Source organism: Streptomyces sp. NBC_01551 (assembly GCF_026339935.1).
Classification (GTDB): domain Bacteria; phylum Actinomycetota; class Actinomycetes; order Streptomycetales; family Streptomycetaceae; genus Streptomyces.
The window spans coordinates 793,960-814,897 of sequence record NZ_JAPEPX010000001.1 but is presented as its reverse complement, the minus strand read 5'-3'; the positions used below and the strand labels follow the sequence as shown (position 1 = coordinate 814,897).

Genomic DNA, 20,938 nt, shown 5'->3' with positions numbered 1-20,938 from the left:
GCCACGGCGGATTCCGCTTCGCCGACCGCCCGGCCCCCCAGACACACCCCGCACCCGGCGCACGGCCAATGTACGTAGTGCCCGTCAGCCCCGGGGGGTCAGGAGGCAGCGGCCGACCAGGCCGACACCCGCGTCCAGTGACCGGGTGAATTCCTCGGCCAGTTCCGGCGAGCGGCGCAGTGCCCACAGCAGGCGGGCCGCCGCCCAGGCTCCCGCGCGGGCCCGTTCCAGGCTCCAGGAGCCGACCAGGTGCGTCAGCGGGTCCGCGATTTCCAGCAGGTCCGGTCCCGGCATCAGGTCCTCCCGGATGTGCTCCTCCAGGGAGACCAGGGTGTCCCCGACCCGGTCGAAGTCCGCTTCCAGGGCCGCCGGGTCGCAGTCCAGGTGCCGGCACGTCGCCACCACCGCCAGCGCCAGGTCGTGGCCGATGTGCGCGTTGATCCCCGCCAGCGCGTGCTGGAGCGGCCGCACCCCCGGGTGCCGGCGGTACTGGAGCAGCGGCCGCCAGCAGGCCGGCGGCCGGTCCGCCTCCACCGCCGTCAGGTAGCGCTCCGCGAACCGCGAGCTGAGCGCCGTCGCCCGCCGGGGTGCGGGGAACGCCCCGAGGGCGATGCGCTCGTGCAGGGTCTCCGTCACCGTCAGGTACACCCGGTTGAAGACGGCGACGCCGTCCTGCTCGGGGAGCCGCTGATCCAGGGCGCGCATCCGCGCGAGCACCGCTTCCATGGGACGCAGCGTCCCAGTCGGCGGCCCGGAAGCGGGGAACTTGGCCGTACGCTTCGCCGGTTCGGGCGAAACGCCGTCAACTCGGCGTGTCCCGGGGTTCCTGGTCGTCGTAGGAGGAGGTGCCGGCGTCGAGCAGCGGCTCCTGCCCCTTCAGGTGCGCCGGGGCGAAGTACCGCAGCGTGTGGTAGCCGGTGATCACCACGATCGTGCCGAGCGCGATGCCGCCCAGCTCGAAGCTGTCGGTGATCCGGAGGTTCACGCCGCCGATGCCGATGATGATGCCCGCCGCGGCCGGCACCAGGTTCAGCGGATTGCGCAGGTCTACCCGGCCGTTGATCCAGATCTGGGCGCCGAGCAGCCCGATCATGCCGTACAGGATGACGGTGATCCCGCCCAGCACCCCGCCGGGGATCGCGGCGACGACCGCCCCGAACTTCGGGCACAGGCCGAACAGCAACGCGAAGCAGGCCGCCGCCCAGTAGGCCGCCGTGGAGTAGACCCGGGTGGCGGCCATGACGCCGATGTTCTCGGAGTACGTGGTGTTCGGCGGGCCGCCCACCGCCGTGGACAGCATCGACGCCGCGCCGTCGGCGGCGATCGCGGTGCCGAGCTCGTCGTCCAGCGGGTCGCCCGTCATCTCGCCGACGGCCTTGATGTGCCCGGCGTTCTCCGCGATCAGGGCGATCACGACCGGCAGCGCGATCAGGATCGCCGACCACTCGAACGCCGGGGCGTGGAAGGACGGCAGCCCGATCCAGTCGGCCTTGGAGACCCCGGACAGGTCCAGCCGCCAGTGGTCGACGGCCTCCGCCCCGCCCGCCGGCGAGTGGATCTTGCCGAAGACGAGGTCGAGGAGCCAGGAGAGCGCGTACCCGAAGAGCAGCCCGAGGAAGATCGCGATGCGTGACCAGAAGCCCCGCAGGCACACCACGGCCAGCCCCGTGAACAGCATCGTCAGCAGCGCCGTCCACTGGTCCTGCGGCCAGTACGTCGAGGCCGTCACCGGCGCCAGGTTGAAGCCGATCAGCATCACCACCGCGCCCGTCACCACCGGCGGCATGGTGGCGTGGATGACCCGCGCCCCGAACCGCCGCACGGCGAGCCCGGCCAGGAACAGCACCCCGCCGACCACGAAGACCGCGCCGGTGACCACCGCGCTGTCCCCGCCGCCCGCCCGGATCGCGGCGGCGACGCCCACGAAGGCGAGCGAGCAGCCCAGGTAGGAGGGGACCCGGCCGCGCGTCGCCAGCAGGAAGATCGCCGTCGCGACACCGGACATCATGATGGCCAGGTTCGGGTCCAGGCCCATGAGGACCGGGGCGACGAAACTCGCCCCGAACATCGCCACGACGTGCTGGGCGCCGAGCCCGGCGGTACGCGGCCACGACAGCCGCTCGTCCGGCCGTACCACCGCTCCGGGGGCGGGGGTCCGCCCGTCTCCGTGCAGGGTCCAGCCCACGCCGAGGCCCATGTTCCACCACTTCCGTTCCGCCGAGGGTCGATCAACCTGACCGCTGGGCGGCCAGCGACATATTACGGGCGGATACCAGCGGGTTCGTCCTGGTCGGCCGTACGGGAGCCCGCCCCGGCCGGCTTCGGCCGCAGTACGGAAGCCCCCACGACCAGCGCGAACGCCAGCAGCGTGACCAGCCCGAACGACACGACGAGGGAGCTCGCGTCGGCCACCGCCCCGATCGCGGACGGCGCGATCAGGCCGGACGTGTACGTGATCGTCGCGACACCGGCGATGGCCTGCGCCGGGGCCGGCCCGCTGCGTCCCGCCGCCGCGAAGGCCAGCGGGACCACCACCGCGATCCCGAGCCCGAGCAGCGCGAACCCGGCCATCGCCGTGCCCGGATGACCGGCCGTCACCACCAGCACCCCGCCCGCGGTGGCCAGTACGCCGCCCGCCCGCACCGTGCGCACCGGGCCGAACCGGTCCACGACCCGGTCCCCGGCGAGCCGCGCCACGGCCATGGTGAGTGCGAACGCGGTGGTGGAGGCGGCGGCGACGCCCGCGTTGGTGTCCAGTACGTCCCGCAGGTAGACCGCCGACCAGTCCAGGCTGGCGCCCTCCGCGAAGACCGCCGCGAACCCGATCGCGCCGATCAGCAGCGCCGACTTCGGCGGCAGCGCGAAATGCGGCGGAGCCTGCGCGTCCGGGGCGCTGCGCAGGTCCAGCACCCCCTGCGCCGCGACCAGGCCGGCGGCGGTCAGCGCCAGCGCGGCGATCAGGTGGTGCAGCCGGGCGTCGGCCCCCGCGTGCGCGGCGACCGTACCGGCGGCCGAGCCGAGGAGGGCGCCCACGCTCCACATGCCGTGCAGCGAGGACATGATCGAGCGCCCGAGCCGGTTCTCGGTCTCCACGCCGAGGGCGTTCATGGCCACGTCCGACATCCCGGCGGTGGCGCCGTAGACGAAGAGCGCGAGGCAGAGCGTCGGCAGGTTCGGGGCCAGGCTCGGCAGGATCAGGGACAGGGTCCACAGCGCCAGCAGTCCGCGCAGCGCGGCCCGGGCGCCGAAGCGGTGGTTGATCCGCCCGGCGAGCGGCATCGCGAGCGCCGCGCCGAGGGCGGGGAAGGCGAGCGCGAGCCCCAGGGTGCCCGCGCTGAGCTGGGCGTGCTCCTGGATCCAGGGGATGCGGGTGGCGAAGGAGCCGGTCACCGCGCCGTGGGCGCAGAACACGGCGGCGATGGCGAAACGGGCATGGCGCAGCCGCGCCGGGCTGAGGGTGCTATTGGTGTCCCCGGTCATGACAAGTAAACTATCAGGGACCCTGCCTGATGGTTAATGCCGGGAACTCCCTAGGATGAGCGCCGTGACTCCTGCCAAGGCCCTGACCCCCGCTCCGTCGCCCGCCTCCCCGAGCACGGCCCGGGCCATCAACGACCGGCTCGCGCTGGCCCTCCTCCAGGAGGAGGGCCCCCTGACGGCCACCCAGCTCAAGGCGAGGACCGGGCTCTCCCGGCCCTCCGTCGCCGACCTCGTCGAGCGGCTCACCGAGGCCGGGCTGATCGAGGTCGTCGGCGAGTCCGGCGCCCAGCGGCGCGGCCCCAACGCCCGGCTGTACGGGATCGTCGCCGGCCGCGCGTACCTGGCGGCCCTGGACGTACGGATGGACAGCGCGACGGCGGTGATCGCGGACCTGCTCGGGCGCCCGCTGGCCCGGGCGGTGCTGCCCGTGGACGCGGTGGAGGAGGCGGTGGACCGGCTGGAGGAGCTCACCCGGGAGGCCGGCGCGGACCGGCTGCACACCGTGGTGGTCGGCGCCCCGGGAATGGTCGCCCCCGCGAGCGGCGAACTGGGGGACACCATCGGGCTGCCGGCCTGGCACCGGGACCTGGTCGCGGCCCTCCAGCGGCGGCTGCCGGCCGAGGTGGTGGTGGAGAACGAGACCAACCTGGCGGCGCTGGCCGAGCAGCGGGTCGGGGCGGCCCGGGAGCTGGACTCGTTCGTGCTGCTCTGGCTGGGCGCGGGGGTCGGGGCGGCGGTGGTCCTGGACGGACGGCTGCGGCGGGGCGCGTCGGGCGGGGCGGGCGAGATCGGCTTCCTCCCCGTACCGGGCACCGGCGGGCTGCCGTCCGCCACGGACTGCGGGGGCGGGTTCCACGCGCTGGTCAGCCGGGGGGCGGTGGCCGAGCTGGCGGCGGAGCACGGCTACGCCGGGCCGGTGGAAGAGGCGGTGGCGGGCGCCGCGGGGGAGGCGTTCCTCGACGCGCTGGCGCAGCGCCTCGCGCTGGGGGCGGCGGCCGTGGCGGCGGTGCTGGACCCGGGATGCGTGGTCCTGGCGGGCGAACTCGGCCGCGCCGGCGGCTCCGCGCTGGCCGACCACGTTGCCCGTCGGCTGGCCACGCTGACCCCGGTGGCGACACGGGTCCTGGCCACCACCCTCGGCGACCCGGCGGTCCTGACCGGAGCCCGCCTCGCGGCCCGCGAATCCGCCCAGGCCACCCTCTTCGCCCCCTGACGGGCCCCTCGGCCCGCCGGGCGGATGTCCGCGACACGGCCATACTGATGAATGTGAGGCGTACTCGTACCGCGCTCCTGTGCGCAGCGGGCCTGGTCGCCGCGTTCCTGCCCGCCGGGACCGGGACCGGGACCGGGGCGCATGCGGCCGCCGTCGCATCGGCCCCGGCGCGCGAGTGCGTCAGCAGCCCGAACCAGGACGCGGGCCAAGCCGCCCGGGTCCGCGACATCGTCCGCCAGGCGCAGCGGGACCTCGGCCTCAACGCGGTCGTCTTCCGCGTGACGTCCGGTCAGCGGGAGGTCGTCACCGGAGCCGTCGGCGAGTCCATGACCGGGGTCCCCGCCGATCCGGCCATGCACTTCCGTACCGGATCGGTCGGCATCGTCTACATGGCCACCGTGCTGCTCCAGCTCGTCGACGAGGGCGAGGTCGGCCTCGACGACCCGATCGCGCGCTGGCTGCCGGACGTACCGCACGCAGACGAGATCACCCTGCGCATGCTCGGCAACTCCACCTCGGGCATCCACGACTACGTCACCGACCCCGTCTTCCTCAAGGAGATCGAGGCCAAGCCCTTCCGCCAGTGGACTCCCGCCGACACCCTGGCCATCACCAGCAGCCACCCGCTCTGGTACGAGCCGGGCACCAACTGGAGCTACTCCCACGAGAACTTCCAGCTCCTCGGCGCCGCCCTGGAGAAGATCACCGGAAAGCCCCTCGACCAGGTGCTCCAAGAACGCGTGACGACCCCGCTCGGCCTGGACCAGACGGCCAACTCCGCGACCCCCGAGATCCCGGTCCCCGCACTGCACGCCTTCACCTCCGAACGCGGCACCTACGAGGAGTCCAGCTACTGGAACCCCTCCTGGACCACCGCCCCCGGCGCGGTCCTCACCGGCGACGTCTGCGACCTGGCCACCTCGGCCCGGGCCATCGGAACCGGCGAGCTGCTGTCGAAGGCCGCGTTCAGGACCCAGCTGAACCCGGGCACGGTCGGTCTGGGCACCCCGACCAAGGAGTGCCCGGCCCCGTACTGCCGAAAGAACACCGAGGCCCTGCACTTCGGCTTCGGCATCCTGGTCCTGCACGACTGGACCGCGACGAACCCGTCCTTCTCCGGCTACGCGGCGGTCTCGGCCTACCTCCCGGCGCAGGATCTCTCCCTCGCGGTCTCCGTGACGAAGGGCCCGACGTCCCCCGAGGGCAACTCCGCCTCGACCATCGCCGAACGCATCGCCAAGGCCCTCGCCCCCGACCACCCCCTCGTCCTGGAGTGACGCCGGGCGACGTCAGACGGCGGGTCCGCGCCCGGGTCCGGTACCGGTTCCGGTTCCGCGTCCGGTTCCGGGTCCGCGTTCCGCCAGGAAGTCCGCGAAGGTGCGGCGCCCCACCGCGTGGCCCGGGGTGAGGTGCCCGCCGCGCACGAAGGCCTTGTACGCCTTGCCCGCCAGCGGCAGCGGCAGGACCCGCCGGCGCCGCCCGGTCGCCGCCAGGTACGACCGGCCCAGGTCCGCCAGCTGACGGATCTCCGGGCCGCCCATGTCGGGGACCCGGCCGGCCGGGACCGGCACCGCCAGCTCCGCCAGCCGGGCCGCGACCTCCTCGACCGCGACCGACTGCACCCGTACCCCCTTCGGCAGCGGAACCGGAAGCGGCGCCGGGGCCTTCGCCAGCGCGTCCACCAGCATCGCCACCAGGTCGTGGAACTGCGTCGTCCGCAGGATCGTCACGCCCAGCCCCGACTCCTCCAGCAGCTGCTCCACCTGGTGCTTCGTCTTGTAGTAGCCGAACGGGACCACATCCACCCCGACGATCGAGATGTAGACGACGTTCGTGACCGTCCCGGCCCGCCGGGCCGCCTCGATCAGGTGCCGGGCGGCCACGTCGTCACCCCCGCGCGGGTTGCTCGCGCAGTGCACGACGACGTCCGCACCCGCCATCGCCGCCTCCAGCCCGCTGCCGTCCGTCAGGTCGACCGGGTACTCCTTCGCGTGCCGGCTCAGCACGCGGACCTCGTGGCCCGCGTCCCGTAGCCGGGCGACGACCAGTGCGCCGAGGTTCCCGGTGCCTCCGGTGACGAGGATGGTGCTCATGGTGTCCGTTCCTTCCGTGCGAGAGGTGCGTTCACCAGTCCGGACAAGGCAGCCCTCGGGAATGTGACAGCCGCGGCCGAGGAATCCTCGGCCGAAGACGTCTCAGCTTCCCCGGGGCCGCCGCTGCCCGCGAACGCGCGAGGACCCGGTGGCCGCCGGGCCACCGGGTCCTCGCACGCCTTCACCCGCGTCGTGTCAGCAGGCGCCCTGGTCCTTCCAGACGCCCCACTCACCCGTGGTGCCGGGCTCTTCGTTCTGCGTCCACCACTGGGCCTTCCAGCTGTGGCCCTTGTGCGAGACGACGCTCCCGCTGTTGTAGACCGTGCCCGCGACGTACGCCGGGTTCGTGCAGGTCCCGCCCGGAGGCGTGGTCGGCGGCGTCGTCGGGGGAGTGGTCGGCGGGGTCGTGGGCGGGGTGGTCGGGGGCTGCGTGCCGCCCGGCTCCGTCACCGTCGTGCCGCGCGCCAGGTCGCCGGCGAGGGCGTAGGTGGTGCCGGAGATGTTCACCGTCCAGTTGGAGGGCGTCGAGACCGGCAGGTAGTAGTTGAACGCCAGGTCCACCGAGGCGCCGGGAGCCAGCGTCTGCCACGCCGGGAGCTTCAGCGAGACCCGCTGGAAGTCGCCCTTCAGGCCGCCGATGTTGTTGCCGCTGTGCCCGGTGCTGATCACCTTGGTGCCGAAGCCGGACTGGTCCGAGGCGTTGGCCGGGGCGGAGGTCCCGTAGTCGAACTGGAACTCGGTGCCGCCGGGCAGCGTGGCCTTCGTGTTGTTGGTGATCTTCAGCTTCGGGGTGAGCGGGTAGTTGGAGTCGCCCAGCTTGAACTCGGTGAACTCCGTCTTGATGTCCACGGCCTGCGTCGGCAGCGCGCTGCCCGCCTTCTTCGCGCCGTACGGGGCGGCCGCCTTGAACTTGTCGTACATCAGGGAGGTGAGCGTGTCGCCCGCCTGGTACTGGCCCTTGGCGGAGTTGTAGGCGTAGTCGCCCGCCAGCTCCCAGACCATCGCGCCGCCGATGCCCTTGTCGACCACGTAGTCGGCCTTGGCGGCGACGGACTGCTCGTCCTCCGTCGACAGGAAGACCTTCTTCTGCGCGTTCCACAGCCACGGCGCCACCAGCGTGGAGTCGTACTTGCGGGCGTAGGTGCCGGTCAGCGCGGTGTTGGCCGGGAAGCCGTACGCGGTGACGTAGTCACCGACGACGCCCTTCTCCAGGTTCTTGGCGTGCCACATCGGGTTGGAGCCCGCAGGGGACTCGACCCCGTTGGTGTCCTTGTCGTGCCACAGGTTGTCGATGCCGACCGCGCCGTCGCCGCACTTGGTCAGACCCGCGCCGGCCGGGCAGGTGGTCGCCGGGGCCTTGCCCCAGAGGCCGTCCGTGCCGCCCTGCACGTTCTTGAAGCCGCGGGTGTAGTACGGCAGGCCGATGTTGATGCGGCCGCCGGGCATGGAGCCGCGGAAGTAGTGGTACGCCCAGTCGGTGTTGAGGTAGCCGACGCCGCCGTACTGGGAGGTGGAGTAGACGCCCGCGGCCGCCAGTTCGGCGTCCTTGCCGTCGTCGAAGAGCGAGGCGTTGGGGCCGACGTACTCGTTCCAGGCGCCGTGCAGGTCGTAGGACATGATGTTGACGTAGTCCAGGTACTGCTGCACCTGGAACGTCTCCATGCCGCGCAGCAGGTAGCCGGAGGAGGGGGCGGCGACGGAGAGCAGGTAGTGCTTGCCGTCGGCGGCGCCCGCGCGGTCGAGCTTCTCGCGCAGCGACTTCATCAGCGCCGCGTAGCCCTTGACCAGCCCGGCGCGGCGTGCGTTGGACAGCTGCCAGTCCAGCGGGTTGCCCGCGTCCTTCATGGTGGTCGGGTACTCGTAGTCGATGTCGACGCCGTTGAACCCGTACTTCCGGATGAACTCGACCGAGGAGTCCGCGAAGGTGTCGATGCCGGCCTGGTTGACCGAGCCGTCGGCGTTGGTGGCCATCGAGTAGAAGCCGCCGGAGGCGACCCGGTTGCCGTCGTCACCGAAATAGCCGCCGGTCTCGGCCCAGCCGCCCACCGAGATCAGGGTCTTCACGTTCGGGTACTGCTTCTTGAATTTGGTCAGCTGGTTGAAGTGGCCCTTGTAGGGGAGCGCGGGGTCCATCTCGGCTCCCGCGACACCCGGCCAGGTCATCCCGGTGGCGGCGTTGTTCGCGTTGTCCGCGCCGACCGAGATCTTGTTGTCGGCCCCGACGTGCGCGAAGGCGTAGTTCAGATGGGTGACCTTGGACCACGGGATGTTGTTGGCGAGGTAGGCGGGCGTGCCGTCCTTGCCCGTGCGCCAGCCGGTGAAATAGCCGATGACGCGGCGCTGGTGGTCGGCGCCCATCTTCTCGCGGCCTTCGGAGTCGTAGACCGAGCAGTACGGGACCTCGACGCCGGACGTCTTGTACAGCCCGTCGGGGCGACAGCTCTCGTTGTCGGCGGCGTGCGAGACGCCCGCGGAGAGCCCGCCGACCAGCAGGCCGGCGATCGCTGCGCCGGATGCCAGGAGCATCGCTCTCGTACGCGTGGGGGACAGCATTGTGCCTCCTGGGGAGGGGAGGATGGCAGGACACAACATGCAGACGGGTGGCGCTTGTTGGCCCGTGACGTGCGCACATCTGACGGGCTGTCTCCCGGGGAAGATGAAGGGAACGTTAAGAGGACTAGACCAACCCGTCAATAGGTCTGGACCAAAGCGAGGGGTGGGCGGCCGGGCTCCGGTACGGGCCGCCAACCGGGCGATTCACCCCAACCCCGGCGACCCGCCCCACCGACTTGACAAGGTCGGCCCGCAGCCCCCTGCTGTGAGTCAGGCCACAGCCCCTCACTCGCATGGCCGCCGATCGCCCGTGGCACACTGGCCCTAGTACCAGTAGCAGCGCACTCCGGGGTCGGTGTAATTCCGAACCGGCGGTTATAGTCCGCGACCCGTCCGCAGCCAGCGGCCGGTTGACCAGGTGAAATTCCTGGACCGACGGTTAAAGTCCGGATGGGAGGCAGTGCGCGGCGGGCCAGTCACCGGTACGCCGCCGTCGGCGGTTCATCGGCATATCCCTCGGGACGTGCCCGGTCGGACCGTTTTTCCGGCCCCGGCGTCCCCGCGTGTGGTGTCCCGCTTCACTGTCGTATCCCGACAGGCCCCGGAGTCCGTGCCCGATGAGGCAGGAGGACCCGGTGGCGACCCACGCCGCGCAGGCAGCACCCGACACCCACGCCACCGCCATGCGCCGAGCCATCGCGCTCGCGGCCCGCGGACTGGGCTCCACCAGCCCCAACCCCGTCGTCGGCTGCGTCATCACCGACGCCCGCGGCGCCGTCGTCGGCGAAGGCTGGCACCAGCGGGCCGGCGGCCCGCACGCCGAGATCCACGCCCTGCGCGCGGCCGGCGGGGCGGCCCGCGGCGCCACCGCGTACGTCACCCTCGAACCCTGCAACCACACCGGCCGTACGGGCCCCTGCGCACAGGCCCTCATCGACGCCGGCGTCACCCGCGTGGTCTACGCCGTCTCCGACCCGAACCCGCAGGCCAGCGGCGGCGGCGCCACCCTGCGCGCCGCCGGGATCGCCACCGAGGCCGGCCTGCTCGCGCAGGAGGCCGAGGAGGGCAACGCCGCCTGGCTGACCTCCGTACGCCTGGGCCGCCCGTACGTCCTGTGGAAGTACGCCGCCACCCTCGACGGCCGGATCGCCGCCGCCGACGGCACCAGCCGCTGGATCAGCTCCCCGCAGTCCCGCGCCGACGTCCACCGGCTGCGCGCCGAGGCCGACGCCGTCGTCGTCGGCTCCGGCACCCTGCGCGCCGACGACCCGCACCTCGCGGTCCGCGGCCGCCCCGGCCTCGCCGCCGCCGACCAGCCGCTGCGCGTCGTCCTGGACACCCGCGCCACCGTCCGCCCCGGCGCCCGCGTCCTCGACGGGGCCGCCCCCACGCTGATCGCCGTCGCCCAGGACGCCGACACCGGGCACCTGCCCGGCGTGGACGTCGCCCGGCTCCCGGCCGACGGGGCGGGGATCTCCGTCGAGGCCCTGCTCGCCGAGCTGCACCGGCGCGGCGTCCGCTCCGTCCTCCTCGAAGGCGGCCCGACCCTGGCCGGCGCCTTCGTCGCCGCGGGCGCCGTCGACAAGGTCGTCGGCTACCTCGCCCCCGTCCTCCTCGGCGCCGGCCGCACCGCCCTCGGCGACGCCGGCATCGACACGATCACCGACGCGCTCCGGCTCCGGATCACCGAGACCGTCCGCATCGGCCCCGACCTCCGCATCACCGCGGTACCCGAAGTCCCCGAAGCCGCCCCCGCCACCCCCACCGCCCCCAAGGAGCACTGAGTGTTCACCGGAATCGTCGAAGAACTGGGCGAGGTCACCGCCGTCGAGCAGCTCGCCGAGGCCTCCCGCTTCCGCCTGCGCGGCCCCGTCGTCACCGACGGCGCCAAGCACGGCGACTCCATCGCCGTCAACGGCGTCTGCCTGACCGTCGTGGAGACCGCCGACGGCGAGTTCACCGCCGACGTCATGCAGGAGACCCTGAACCGCTCCAGCCTCGGCGCCCTCCACCAGGGCTCCCGGGTCAACCTGGAGCGCCCGATGGCGCTCGGCGGCCGGCTCGGCGGCCACCTGGTCCAGGGGCACGTGGACGGCACCGGCGAGATCGTCTCCCGCACCCCCTCGGAGCACTGGGAACTCGTCAAGGTCGCGCTGCCCGCGCACCTGTCCCGGTACGTCGTGGAGAAGGGCTCCATCACGGTCGACGGCGTCAGCCTCACCGTCGTCGAGGCGGCGGCCGACTACTTCACCATCAGCCTCATCCCCACCACCCTCGCGCTGACCACGCTCGGCATCAAGCAGCCCGGCGACCCGGTCAACCTCGAGGTCGACGTCCTCGCGAAGTACGTCGAGCGCCTGCTGGCCGCCGGCGTGGACCCGATCACCGCCAAGGAGGACCAGCGGTGAGCGCCCTGACCTGGCTCAACACCGAGGCTTTCACGGTCTTCGGCCAGAAGGTCATCTGGTCCGACATGATCGGCAACCTGATGGGCCTGGCCGCCCTCGCGCTCGGCTGGCGCCGCTCCATATGGACCTGGCCCGCCCAGCTCCTGTCCGGCCTGATCCTCATCGCCGCCTACGCCTCCGCACACCTCTCCGGCGGCGTCGGCAAGCAGCTCCTGGTCATCGGCGTGGCCGCCTGGGGCTGGCGCGCCTGGTCCCGCGGCCGCCGGCAGGCCCAGGACGGCTCCATCGCCGTCCGCACCGCCACCTGGACCGAGCGCGGGCTCCTGCTGGCCGGTGCGGCCGTCGGCACCCTCGCCGTCGGCGGGCTGTTCACGCTCTACCCGGACCTGTCCTGGAGCCCGTGGGCCGACGCGTACATCTTCGTCGGCACGATCGTCGCGATGGTCGCCCAGGCCCGCGGCCTCGTCGAGTTCTGGGGCGCCTGGCTCCTGGTCGACCTGGTCGGCGTCCCCCTCGCCTTCAACAACGGACTGGCCTTCTCCGGCCTCGTGTACGTCGTCTACTTCGCCCTCGTCATCTGGGGCGCCTACGACTGGTACCAGCGCTCGCGCACCACCCCCGCCACGGCCCTGGAAGGAGCAACGGCATGATCCTCGAGCCCGTGCCCAATGAGATCGAGACCTTCCGCCTCGACCCCGTCGAGCAGGCCATCCGCGACATCGCGGCCGGCCGCCCGGTGGTCGTCGTCGACGACGAGGACCGCGAGAACGAGGGCGACCTGGTCATCGCGGCCGAGAAGGCCACCCCCGAGATCGTCGCGTTCATGATGAGCGAGTGCCGCGGCCTGATCTGCGCCCCCCTGGAGGGCCCCGAGCTGGAGCGGCTCGAACTCCCCCAGATGGTCCAGAACAACACCGAGTCGATGAAGACCGCCTTCACCGTCTCCGTCGACGCGAGCGCCGCCCACGGCGTCAGCACCGGCATCTCCGCCGCCGACCGCGCCACCACGCTGCGGCTGCTCGCCGACGGCGTCTCCCAGCCCGGCGACTTCGTCCGCCCCGGCCACATCTTCCCGCTGCGCGCCAAGCCCGGCGGCGTCCTGGTCCGCAACGGCCACACCGAGGCCGCCGTCGACCTCGCCCGCCTCGCGGGGCTGCGCCCGGCCGGAGCCATCGTGGAGATCGCCGGCGAGGACGGCGTCATGCTGCGGCTGCCCGAGCTGATCCCCTTCGCCCGCAAGCACGGCCTGACGATCATCTCCATCGAGGACCTGATCGCCTACCGCCGCTGCGCCGAGCCGACCGTGCGCCGCGAGGCCGAGGTCAGCCTGCCGACCGCCCACGGCGAGTTCACCGCCTACGGGTACCGCTCCACCGTCGACGGCGTCGAGCACGTCGCCCTCGTCCACGGCGAGATCGGCGACGGCAAGGACGTCCTGGTCCGGATGCACTCCGAGTGCCTGACCGGCGACATCTTCCACTCCCTGCGCTGCGACTGCGGCCCCCAGCTGCACGCCTCCATGGCCCGCATCAAGGCCGAGGGCCGCGGCGTGGTCGTCTACCTGCGCGGCCACGAGGGACGCGGCATCGGACTGCTGTCCAAGCTGCGCGCGTACGAACTCCAGGAGCGCGGCCGCGACACGCTGGACGCCAACCTGGAACTGGGCCTGCCCGCCGACGCCCGCGACTACGGGGCCGGCGCGCAGATGCTCGCCGACCTCGGCGTGCACAGCGTCCGGCTGATGACCAACAACCCCGAGAAGTCCGAGGCCCTGGTCCGCCACGGCATCGCCGTCTCCGGCCGGGAGCCGATGCCGGTCGAGGCGGGCGAGCACAATCTGCGGTACCTGCGCACCAAGCGGGACCGGATGGGCCACGACCTGCCCTGGCTGGACGAGGCCGTGACCACGTCCGCCTGCGGCAACCAGTAACACCAGCACCACCCGTATCACCCGACCGAACGACACGAAACACGTAACGCACCGAGGAGCACAGCTGTGAGCGGCAAGGGCGCACCCGAACTGAGCGTGAAGAACTGCGGCGACCTCCGGGTGGCCGTCATCGCGGCCCAGTGGCACGAGAAGGTCATGGACGGGCTCGTCGACGGCGCCCTGCGGGCCCTGCACGAGCTGGGCATCGACGAGCCCACCCTGCTGCGCGTCCCGGGCAGCTTCGAGCTGCCGGTGGTGGCGAAGGTACTCGCCGGTCGCGGTTACGATGCCATCGTCGCCCTCGGAGTGGTCATCCGCGGCGGCACCCCGCACTTCGACTACGTCTGCCAGGGCGTCACCCAAGGCCTGGTACAGGTGTCGATCGACACCGGAGTCCCCGTCGGCTTCGGTGTCCTGACCTGCGACAACGACGAGCAGGCGCTGGACCGCGCCGGACTCGAGGGGTCGAACGAGGACAAGGGGCACGAAGCGGTCACCGCCGCCGTCTCCACCGCCATGACCCTGCGGACCGTCAGCGAACCCTGGCGCTGAGTGGCGGCGGGGGACCCCTTATTCTGAGGACCATCATGGCGAACACTCCCAAGAGCTTCGAAGAGCTCTTCACCGAGCTCCAGCTCAAGGCCGCCAACGGCGACCCCAGCACCTCCCGTACCGCCGAGCTCGTGGGCAAGGGCGTCCATGCGATCGGCAAGAAGATCGTCGAGGAGGCCGCCGAGGTCTGGATGGCCGCCGAGCACGAGGGCAAGGAAGCCGCCGCCGAAGAGATCTCCCAGCTGCTCTACCACGTCCAGGTGATGATGGTGGCGCGCGGGATCTCCCTCGACGACGTCTACGCGCACCTCTAGGCCGGAGCTCCTCCCCGGGCCCCCCCCCGCCCGCCGCTTAGCCCACACCTTTCGCACACCACGCACTGAAGGAAGCCCCATGCTGCGCATCGCCGTCCCCAACAAGGGTTCACTCTCCGGAGCGGCGTCGGCGATGCTCCATGAGGCCGGCTACCGCCAGCGCAAGGAGTCCAAGGAGCTCGTGGTCATCGACCCCGAGAACGGAGTGGAGTTCTTCTACCTCCGCCCCAAGGACATCGCGATCTACGTGGCCTCCGGCAAGCTCGACATCGGCATCACCGGCCGTGACCTGCTGCTCGACTCCGGCGCCAGCGCCGAGGAGATCCTGCCGCTGAACTTCGGCCGCTCCACCTTCCGCTACGCCACCAAGCCCGGCACCGCGAAGGGCCCCGAGGACTTCGCCGGGATGACGATCGCGACCTCGTACGAGGGAATCGTCGCCAAGCACCTCGCCGAGCAGGGCATCGACGCCTCCGTCGTCCACCTCGACGGAGCGGTCGAGACCGCCATCCAGCTCGGCGTCGCCCAGATCATCGCGGACGTCGTCGAGACCGGCACCAGCCTGCGCAACGCCGGCCTGGAGGTCATCGGCGAGCCGATCATGACCTCCGAGGCGGTCGTCATCCGCGGCAACTCCGCCGACGCCGACGACCCGCGCGCCCAGCAGTTCCTGCGCCGCCTCCAGGGCGTCCTGGTGGCCCGCAGCTACGTGATGATGGACTACGACTGCCGCGCCGAGCACCTGGAGCGCGCGGTCGCCCTCACCCCGGGCCTGGAGTCGCCGACCATCTCCCCGCTGCACAACGAAGGCTGGGTCGCCGTCCGCGCGATGGTCCCCGCCAAGGAAGCCCAGCGGATCATGGACGACCTGTACGAGCTCGGCGCGCGCGCGATCCTCACCACCTCGATCCACGCCTGCCGTCTCTGACCCGTACGCACGCGGTCACCCGATCCGTACACCCCCTCCAGAAGGCATCACCAGCATCATGGCCGAGTCCGCCGCCCAGCCCGCACCGCCCGCCCTGCCGGTCACCTTCCGGCCGACCCGCACCCGGGCCGTCCTGCTGGCCGTCGGGCTCGCCATGTTCGCCACCATCACGGCGATCGCCCTGCTGCTGGAGAACCTCGGCCCGGGCGAGCGGATCAGCTTCGTCTTCACCGCCGTCCTGCTGAGCTCCGTACTCGTGCTGCTCAGCCGCCCCAAGGTGGTCGCGGACGAGGCCGGGGTCACCGTCGTCAACCTGACGACCACCCGGCGCCTGGAGTGGGCGCAGATCCTGCGCGTGAACCTCCGCCCCGGCGACCCGTGGGTGTTCCTCGACCTGAGCGACGGCACCAGCCTGCCCGCCCTCGGCATCCAGCCCGGCGTGGCGAAGGCCCAGGCCATCGGCGACGCCCGCGCCCTGCGCGCCCTCGCCGAATCCCGGGGAACCGGGTCGAACGACCACTGAGCCCGGCCCGCCTCGTCGCTGCGTCCCATTGCGGCAGCGATCTCAATGACTACCCTGGTGGCGGGGCGCGTCCGTGCGCCCTCCCACCGGCCCCGGGACCCCGTGGCCCGCGGGCAACTGCTACTTGAGGAGTGACTCCTTCCAGCAATGGACGGATCGTCCGGTAATACCCGCGCCGCCCTCCCCACGGAGGCGGCGGCATGATCATCCCGCTACTTCTGCTCGTGGCGGCCTTCGCGCTGATCCTCGCCAACGGTTTCTTCGTGGCAGCCGAATTCGGCCTCGTCACCGTCGAGAGACCCGAGGCCGAACGCGCCGCAGCCGACGGTGACCGCCGTGCCCGTACGGTGGTCAAGGCCCTGCGGGAGCTGTCCTTCCAGCTCTCCGGCACCCAGCTCGGCATCACCATCACCTCCCTCGTCGTCGGCATGCTGGCCGAACCGGCCCTCGCCGGACTGCTGTCCGGCCCGCTCGCGGCGACCGGCCTCCCCCAGGGAGCCGTCTCCGGCGTGGCCGTGGTCATCGGCATGCTGCTCGCCTCCGCCGTCCAGATGGTCGTCGGCGAGCTCGTCCCGAAGAACTGGGCCGTCTCCCGGCCGCTCCAGGTCGCCCGTGTCGTGGCCGGCCCGCAGCAGGTCTTCTCCCGCGCCTTCCGGCCGGTCATCGCCGGCCTCAACGCCGTCGCCAACCGGCTCGTCCGGTCGCTCGGCGTGGAGCCGACCGAGGAGATGGCCTCCGCCCGCACCCCCGGCGAACTGGTCTCCCTGGTCCGCCATTCGGCCCAGGCCGGCGCCCTCGAACAGGACACCGCCGACCTCTTCGTACGGACCCTCTCGCTGGGCGAGCTCACGGCCCAGCACGTCATGACCCCGCGGGTGAAGGTCAGCGCCCTGATGCACACGGCCACGGCGGCCGACGTGCTCAACCTGACCCGGGCCACCGGCCTGTCCCGCTTCCCCGTCTACCGCGACCGCATCGACGAGGTCACCGGCGTCGTCCACCTCAAGGACGCCCTCGCCGTGCCCGAGTCCGAGCGCGCCCGCACCACCGTGGCGCGGATCTGCGTCGCCCCGCTACTGGTGCCCGGCTCCCTGCCGGTGCAGCCGCTGCTGGAGCGGCTGCGCAGCGAACAGCCGATGGCCGTGGTCGTCGACGAATACGGCGGCACCGCCGGCGTGGTCACCCTGGAGGACATCGTGGAGGAACTCGTCGGCGAGGTCCGCGACGAGCACGACCTCGCGGAGGACCACAGCCCCGAGCTGGCCGCCGTGGCCGCCGAGGACGGCCGCCCCTCCTGGGAGGCCGACGGCAGCTGCCGCGTCCAGACCCTCCGCCGGATAGGCCTGGAGGTGCCCGAGGGCCCGTACGAGACCGTCGCCGGCCTCGTCGCCGACCTGCTCGGCCGGATCCCCGCCCCCGGGGACCGCGCGGAGCTGCCCGGCTGGAAGCTGTCCGTCCGCCAGGTCGGCCGCTACCGCGCCGAACGGGTCCGGCTGGTCCGCGCCGCCCCGGCGGCCGACCCCGTGTCCACCGGCACGGTGTCCGTGCCCGCCCAGCTCGAAGCGGTGGGCCGGTGAACGCCCTCCAGCTCCTGTTCGCCCTGCTCCTGGTCCTGGCCAACGGCTTCTTCGTCGGCGCCGAGTTCGCCCTCGTCTCCGTCCGCCGCAGCCAGATCGAACCCCTCGCGGCCGACTCCAAGCGGGCCCGCCAGGTGCTCCACGGCCTGGAGAACCTGCCCCGGATGATGGCCGCCGCCCAGTTCGGCATCACCGTCTGCTCCCTCACCCTGGGCGCGGTCGCCGAACCGACGGTCGCCCGACTCCTGGAGCCCGTCTTCCACGCCGTCCACGTGCCCGAGGGCCTGATCCACCCCCTCGGCTACGCGTTCGCGCTGGCCGCCGTGGTCTTCCTGCACCTGGTCATCGGCGAGATGGTCCCCAAGAACCTCGCCATGGCCGCCCCCGAGAAGACCGCCCTCTGGTTCAGTCCCGGCCTGGTCGCCTTCGCCCGCCTGTGCGGGCCGATCACGACCGCGCTCGGCGCCTGCGCCACGCTGGTGCTCCGCCTGTTCAAGGTCGAGCCCAAGGACGAGGTCGAGGCCGTCTACACCAGCGCCCAGCTCGGCCGGCTGCTCAAGGACTCCCGGCAGGCCGGACTCCTGGAGCCGGTCGAGCAGGAACGCCTGGAGGACGCCCTGGAACTGGGCAGCCGCCCCGTCACCGACGTCCTCCTCGCCCGGGACCGCCTGGTCACGGTCGGCCCCTCGGCGACCCCGCGCCAGATCGAGCAGCTCACCGTCCGCACCGGGTACTCCCGCTTCCCCGTGCGCTCCGACGGCGGCGCCTTCATGGGCTACCTGCACGTGAAGGACGTACTCGACCTGGAGGACCGGGAGCGGGCCGTGCCCCAGCGGGTCTGGCGCAGGATGACGACCCTGTGCTCCACCCTCCCGCTGGACGACGCCCTCAGCGTCATGCGCCGGGACGCCACCCACCTGGCCCAGGTCGCCGACCCGTCCGGCCGCATCCTCGGCCTGGTCACCATGGAGGACGTCCTGGAAATGCTGGTCGGCGAAGTCCGCGACCCCGCCCACCGCGACCCGGCCCACCGCGGCTACGTCCGCAGCGCGTAATACCGCCGGCGGGGCTGGACGGCGTTCCGCGCCACTCCAGCCCCGCCGGCGCGAATCCAGCCCCGCCGGGGTTTGAGGCGCGGGGTCCGGGGCGGAGCCCCTGGGGGGAACGGTGGAAGGGCGGGCAGGGACAGCCCCGCGCAGCGGCACCGGCCCCCGGCCCGGCTTCGCGTCGGACCGCGCAGCGGCACCGGCCCCCCGGCCGGGCCCCCCGGCCGGGAGACCCACCCCCGGCTTCGCCCCCCGTCAGGGCAGCGGCGGCGGCTCCGGCCGGTCCGGGCCCCGCCCCGACAGCACCTCCCCGTACGCCTGCATCAGGTCCGCCAGCCGCAACGTCGCCAGATCGTCCCGCGACGGCTCCCCGGCGAACCCCGCCAGCCGCAGATCCCGGTACGCGCAGCTCTTCTCGTACAGCGTCCGCAGGAACCGCCCGTTGCCCAGCTCGTCGATCCAGCCCTGCTCGACCACGTGCCCGCTGATGCTGCGCAGCTCCTCCAGCGCCTCCTCGTCCCAGCGGTCCCCGTTCGCGTCCGCGAGCACCCCGCCGATCGCGGTCAGCTCCAGCGGCCGGTAGCTCGGGAAGTCCACCCGGGTCGTGAACCGCGACGACAGCCCCGGATTGGCCGCGAGCAGCCGGTCCATCCCGGCCGGATAGCCCGCCAGGATCACCACCAGGTGGTCCCGGTTGTCCTCGGCCCGCTTCAGCAGCACCTGGAGCGCCTCGTCCCCGTACGCGTCGCCCTTGCTGTAGCCCGAGTTCGACAGCGAGTACGCCTCGTCCACGAACAGCACCCCGCCGATCGCCGAGTCGATCAGCTCGTTCGCCTTCACGGCGGTCTGCCCCAGGAACTCGCCGACCAGGTCGGCCCGCTGGGCCTCCACCAGGTGGTCCCCGCCGAGCAGCCCCAGCGCGTAGAAGACCCGGCCCAGGATTCGCGCCACCGTGGTCTTGCCCGTGCCCGAGGGCCCCGAGAACACGAAGTGGCGTTTCGGCGGCTGCACCGGCAATCCCTGCCCGGCGCGCAGTCGGGCCATGTGCAGCTGCGCGGACAGCGCCTTCACCTGCCGTTTGACGGGCTCCAGGCCCACCATCCGCTCCAGCTCCGCGAGCGCCTGCGCCAGGGCCTGCGGATCGGCCGGCCCGGCCGGCAGCCCCGCAGGGGCGGCCTGCGGGGGTACGGACACCTTCCGCCGTACGCCTTCCGTCCGGCCCGCGTCCGAAGGCGGCGCGAAACGCTGGTCGGGCGGGTCCGGCGCCGACAGCGGATCGCCCTCCGCCTGCCCGTCCACCTGGCCGTCCGCCGCGATGTCCTGGACGGGACCGCCGCCACCGCCCAGCGCCACCGCCGCGAAGTCCCCGCCCACCGGGGACAGGCCGTGACCGGCGAACCCCTCCGCGGAGTGCCCGCCGAAGCCCGCGTAGCCGTCGGCGCCGTCGACGTAGTCGCTGTCCTCGATCGCCGTCAGCCGCGCCGCCGTGTCCATGAACGCCGGGTCCACCCGGTGCACGGCCCGGTACAGCGGCAGCGCCGCCGCGCTGCGCCCGGTCCCCTCGTGCGCCCGCGCCAGCCAGTACCGCAGCTCCTTGCGCTGCGGCTGCTCGCTGCGGCAGCGCATCAGCGCCGTCGACAGCATCGGCTCCGCCTGCCCGTACATCTCCAGCCGCACCCGGGCCATCCCGCCGAACAGGCCCGCCTCGATGCCCAGCAGAGGATCGTCGACCAGCGGCTCGGTGTGCCGGACCAGCTGCTCCCAGTCCTTGACCAGATAGGCCCGGCAGGCGTGCAGGAACCGCACCTGCGGATCGGCGTCCACGGGCGGCAGGGCGGCCAGCGCCTGGTCCAGCTCCGGTACGTGGCGTCCGTCCAGCCAGTGCGAGGCGTGGGCGAGCAGCAGGTCCCGCCGGCTCTCCAGCACCGGCTGCACCCACCAGCCGAGCCAGTACCAGGAGTTCAGCGTGCGCCGGTGCCGGGCCCGCTGCTCCCCGAACCGGTCCCGGTGGGCGTACATGCGCAATAAGGCGTTGGTGGTGTCCACCCGGAGCGCGTGCAGGCCCAGCCAGGCGTCGGCCATCGCGGGGTCGAGCCGTACGGCGGCCCGGAACTCCTCCTCGGCCTGCGGGTACGCGCCCATGGTGCAGGCGTCGACCCCGCGCAGCCAGGCGAGTTCGGCCGGGGCGTGCGTGCTGCCCGGAGTGCCGAAGTCCATCACATCCCCCACAAGCCTGCCCCCGTGGTGCGCGGCAACCCCCGCGTCGCACACGCGAGTTGTTCCCTGCGCCGATGAATTCAGGGCTGCATCGTACCTGCGGT

Annotated in this window: 18 protein-coding genes and 1 riboswitch; of the genes, 12 read left to right on the top strand and 6 right to left on the bottom strand. The window is 72.6% G+C overall.

Features of this window, described 5'->3' with window-relative positions; translation table 11 throughout:
• Positions 1-84: 84 nt before the first annotated feature.
• From OG982_RS03450 to OG982_RS03440, 3 genes are all read right to left on the bottom strand, one after another.
• Positions 85-726, bottom strand: a complete 642-nt coding sequence (locus OG982_RS03450; RefSeq protein ID WP_266789836.1) for a DUF5995 family protein — start codon at positions 724-726, stop codon at positions 85-87.
• A 76-nt stretch (positions 727-802) separates the two neighbouring features.
• The gene (locus OG982_RS03445) at positions 803-2,197 is read right to left on the bottom strand and encodes a uracil-xanthine permease family protein (RefSeq protein WP_266789838.1); all 1,395 of its coding nucleotides are present in this window, start codon (positions 2,195-2,197) and stop codon (positions 803-805) included.
• A 62-nt stretch (positions 2,198-2,259) separates the two neighbouring features.
• Positions 2,260-3,480: an MFS transporter gene (locus OG982_RS03440; RefSeq protein WP_266947915.1), complete on the bottom strand. Its 1,221-nt coding sequence runs from the start codon at positions 3,478-3,480 to the stop codon at positions 2,260-2,262.
• 55 nt (positions 3,481-3,535) lie between these two features.
• On the opposite strand from OG982_RS03440, the gene OG982_RS03435 reads away from it, so the two are divergent.
• A complete protein-coding gene (locus OG982_RS03435; protein WP_266947914.1) occupies positions 3,536-4,693 on the top strand; it encodes an ROK family transcriptional regulator in 1,158 nt (385 codons plus the stop codon).
• Between the two features lie 47 nt (positions 4,694-4,740).
• A complete protein-coding gene (locus OG982_RS03430; RefSeq protein ID WP_266789842.1) occupies positions 4,741-5,970 on the top strand; it encodes a serine hydrolase in 1,230 nt (409 codons plus the stop codon).
• Between the two features lie 12 nt (positions 5,971-5,982).
• Here the strand turns inward: OG982_RS03430 and OG982_RS03425 are convergent, their stop codons facing one another.
• The gene (locus OG982_RS03425) at positions 5,983-6,786 is read right to left on the bottom strand and encodes an SDR family oxidoreductase (RefSeq protein WP_266789844.1); all 804 of its coding nucleotides are present in this window, start codon (positions 6,784-6,786) and stop codon (positions 5,983-5,985) included.
• A gap of 195 nt (positions 6,787-6,981) precedes the next feature.
• Positions 6,982-9,339, bottom strand: coding sequence for a chitinase C-terminal domain-containing protein (locus tag OG982_RS03420; protein WP_266789846.1), 2,358 nt, complete (start codon positions 9,337-9,339; stop codon positions 6,982-6,984).
• 337 nt (positions 9,340-9,676) lie between these two features.
• Positions 9,677-9,807: riboswitch (FMN riboswitch) on the top strand.
• Between the two features lie 149 nt (positions 9,808-9,956).
• Between OG982_RS03420 and ribD the strand changes: the two genes are divergently transcribed.
• The 10 genes from ribD (at position 9,957) to OG982_RS03370 (ending at position 18,626) form a co-directional block, all read left to right on the top strand.
• Positions 9,957-11,123 carry a bifunctional diaminohydroxyphosphoribosylaminopyrimidine deaminase/5-amino-6-(5-phosphoribosylamino)uracil reductase RibD gene (gene ribD, locus OG982_RS03415; protein WP_266789848.1) on the top strand — a complete coding sequence of 389 codons (1,167 nt, stop codon included), beginning with the start codon at positions 9,957-9,959 and terminating at the stop codon, positions 11,121-11,123.
• Positions 11,124-11,747, top strand: coding sequence for a riboflavin synthase (locus OG982_RS03410; protein WP_266789850.1), 624 nt, complete (start codon positions 11,124-11,126; stop codon positions 11,745-11,747).
• The gene (locus tag OG982_RS03405; RefSeq protein WP_266789851.1) at positions 11,744-12,397 is read left to right on the top strand and encodes a nicotinamide mononucleotide transporter family protein; all 654 of its coding nucleotides are present in this window, start codon (positions 11,744-11,746) and stop codon (positions 12,395-12,397) included. The genes OG982_RS03410 and OG982_RS03405 overlap by 4 nt, the downstream gene beginning before the upstream one ends.
• Positions 12,394-13,677: a bifunctional 3,4-dihydroxy-2-butanone-4-phosphate synthase/GTP cyclohydrolase II gene (locus OG982_RS03400; RefSeq protein ID WP_266789853.1), complete on the top strand. Its 1,284-nt coding sequence runs from the start codon at positions 12,394-12,396 to the stop codon at positions 13,675-13,677. The genes OG982_RS03405 and OG982_RS03400 overlap by 4 nt, the downstream gene beginning before the upstream one ends.
• A gap of 66 nt (positions 13,678-13,743) precedes the next feature.
• Entirely contained in the window at positions 13,744-14,229 is a 486-nt protein-coding gene (gene ribH, locus OG982_RS03395) for a 6,7-dimethyl-8-ribityllumazine synthase (protein ID WP_007262951.1), read from the top strand.
• Positions 14,230-14,264: 35 nt separating this feature from the next.
• Entirely contained in the window at positions 14,265-14,543 is a 279-nt protein-coding gene (locus OG982_RS03390) for a phosphoribosyl-ATP diphosphatase (RefSeq protein WP_266789855.1), read from the top strand.
• A 79-nt stretch (positions 14,544-14,622) separates the two neighbouring features.
• Positions 14,623-15,471 (top strand): ATP phosphoribosyltransferase, encoded by an 849-nt coding sequence (hisG, locus tag OG982_RS03385; protein WP_266789857.1) that lies wholly within the window; start codon positions 14,623-14,625, stop codon positions 15,469-15,471.
• Positions 15,472-15,529: 58 nt separating this feature from the next.
• Entirely contained in the window at positions 15,530-15,994 is a 465-nt protein-coding gene (locus OG982_RS03380) for a PH domain-containing protein (RefSeq protein WP_266789859.1), read from the top strand.
• Positions 15,995-16,194: 200 nt separating this feature from the next.
• Positions 16,195-17,571 carry a hemolysin family protein gene (locus OG982_RS03375; protein WP_266789861.1) on the top strand — a complete coding sequence of 459 codons (1,377 nt, stop codon included), beginning with the start codon at positions 16,195-16,197 and terminating at the stop codon, positions 17,569-17,571.
• On the top strand, positions 17,568-18,626 hold the full coding sequence (locus OG982_RS03370) for a hemolysin family protein (RefSeq protein WP_266789863.1): 1,059 nt from the start codon (positions 17,568-17,570) through the stop codon (positions 18,624-18,626). The genes OG982_RS03375 and OG982_RS03370 overlap by 4 nt, the downstream gene beginning before the upstream one ends.
• A gap of 246 nt (positions 18,627-18,872) precedes the next feature.
• Here OG982_RS03370 and OG982_RS03365 read toward each other — a convergent pair whose 3' ends face one another.
• A complete protein-coding gene (locus OG982_RS03365) occupies positions 18,873-20,834 on the bottom strand; it encodes an AAA family ATPase (protein WP_266789865.1) in 1,962 nt (653 codons plus the stop codon).
• Positions 20,835-20,938: the final 104 nt, after the last annotated feature.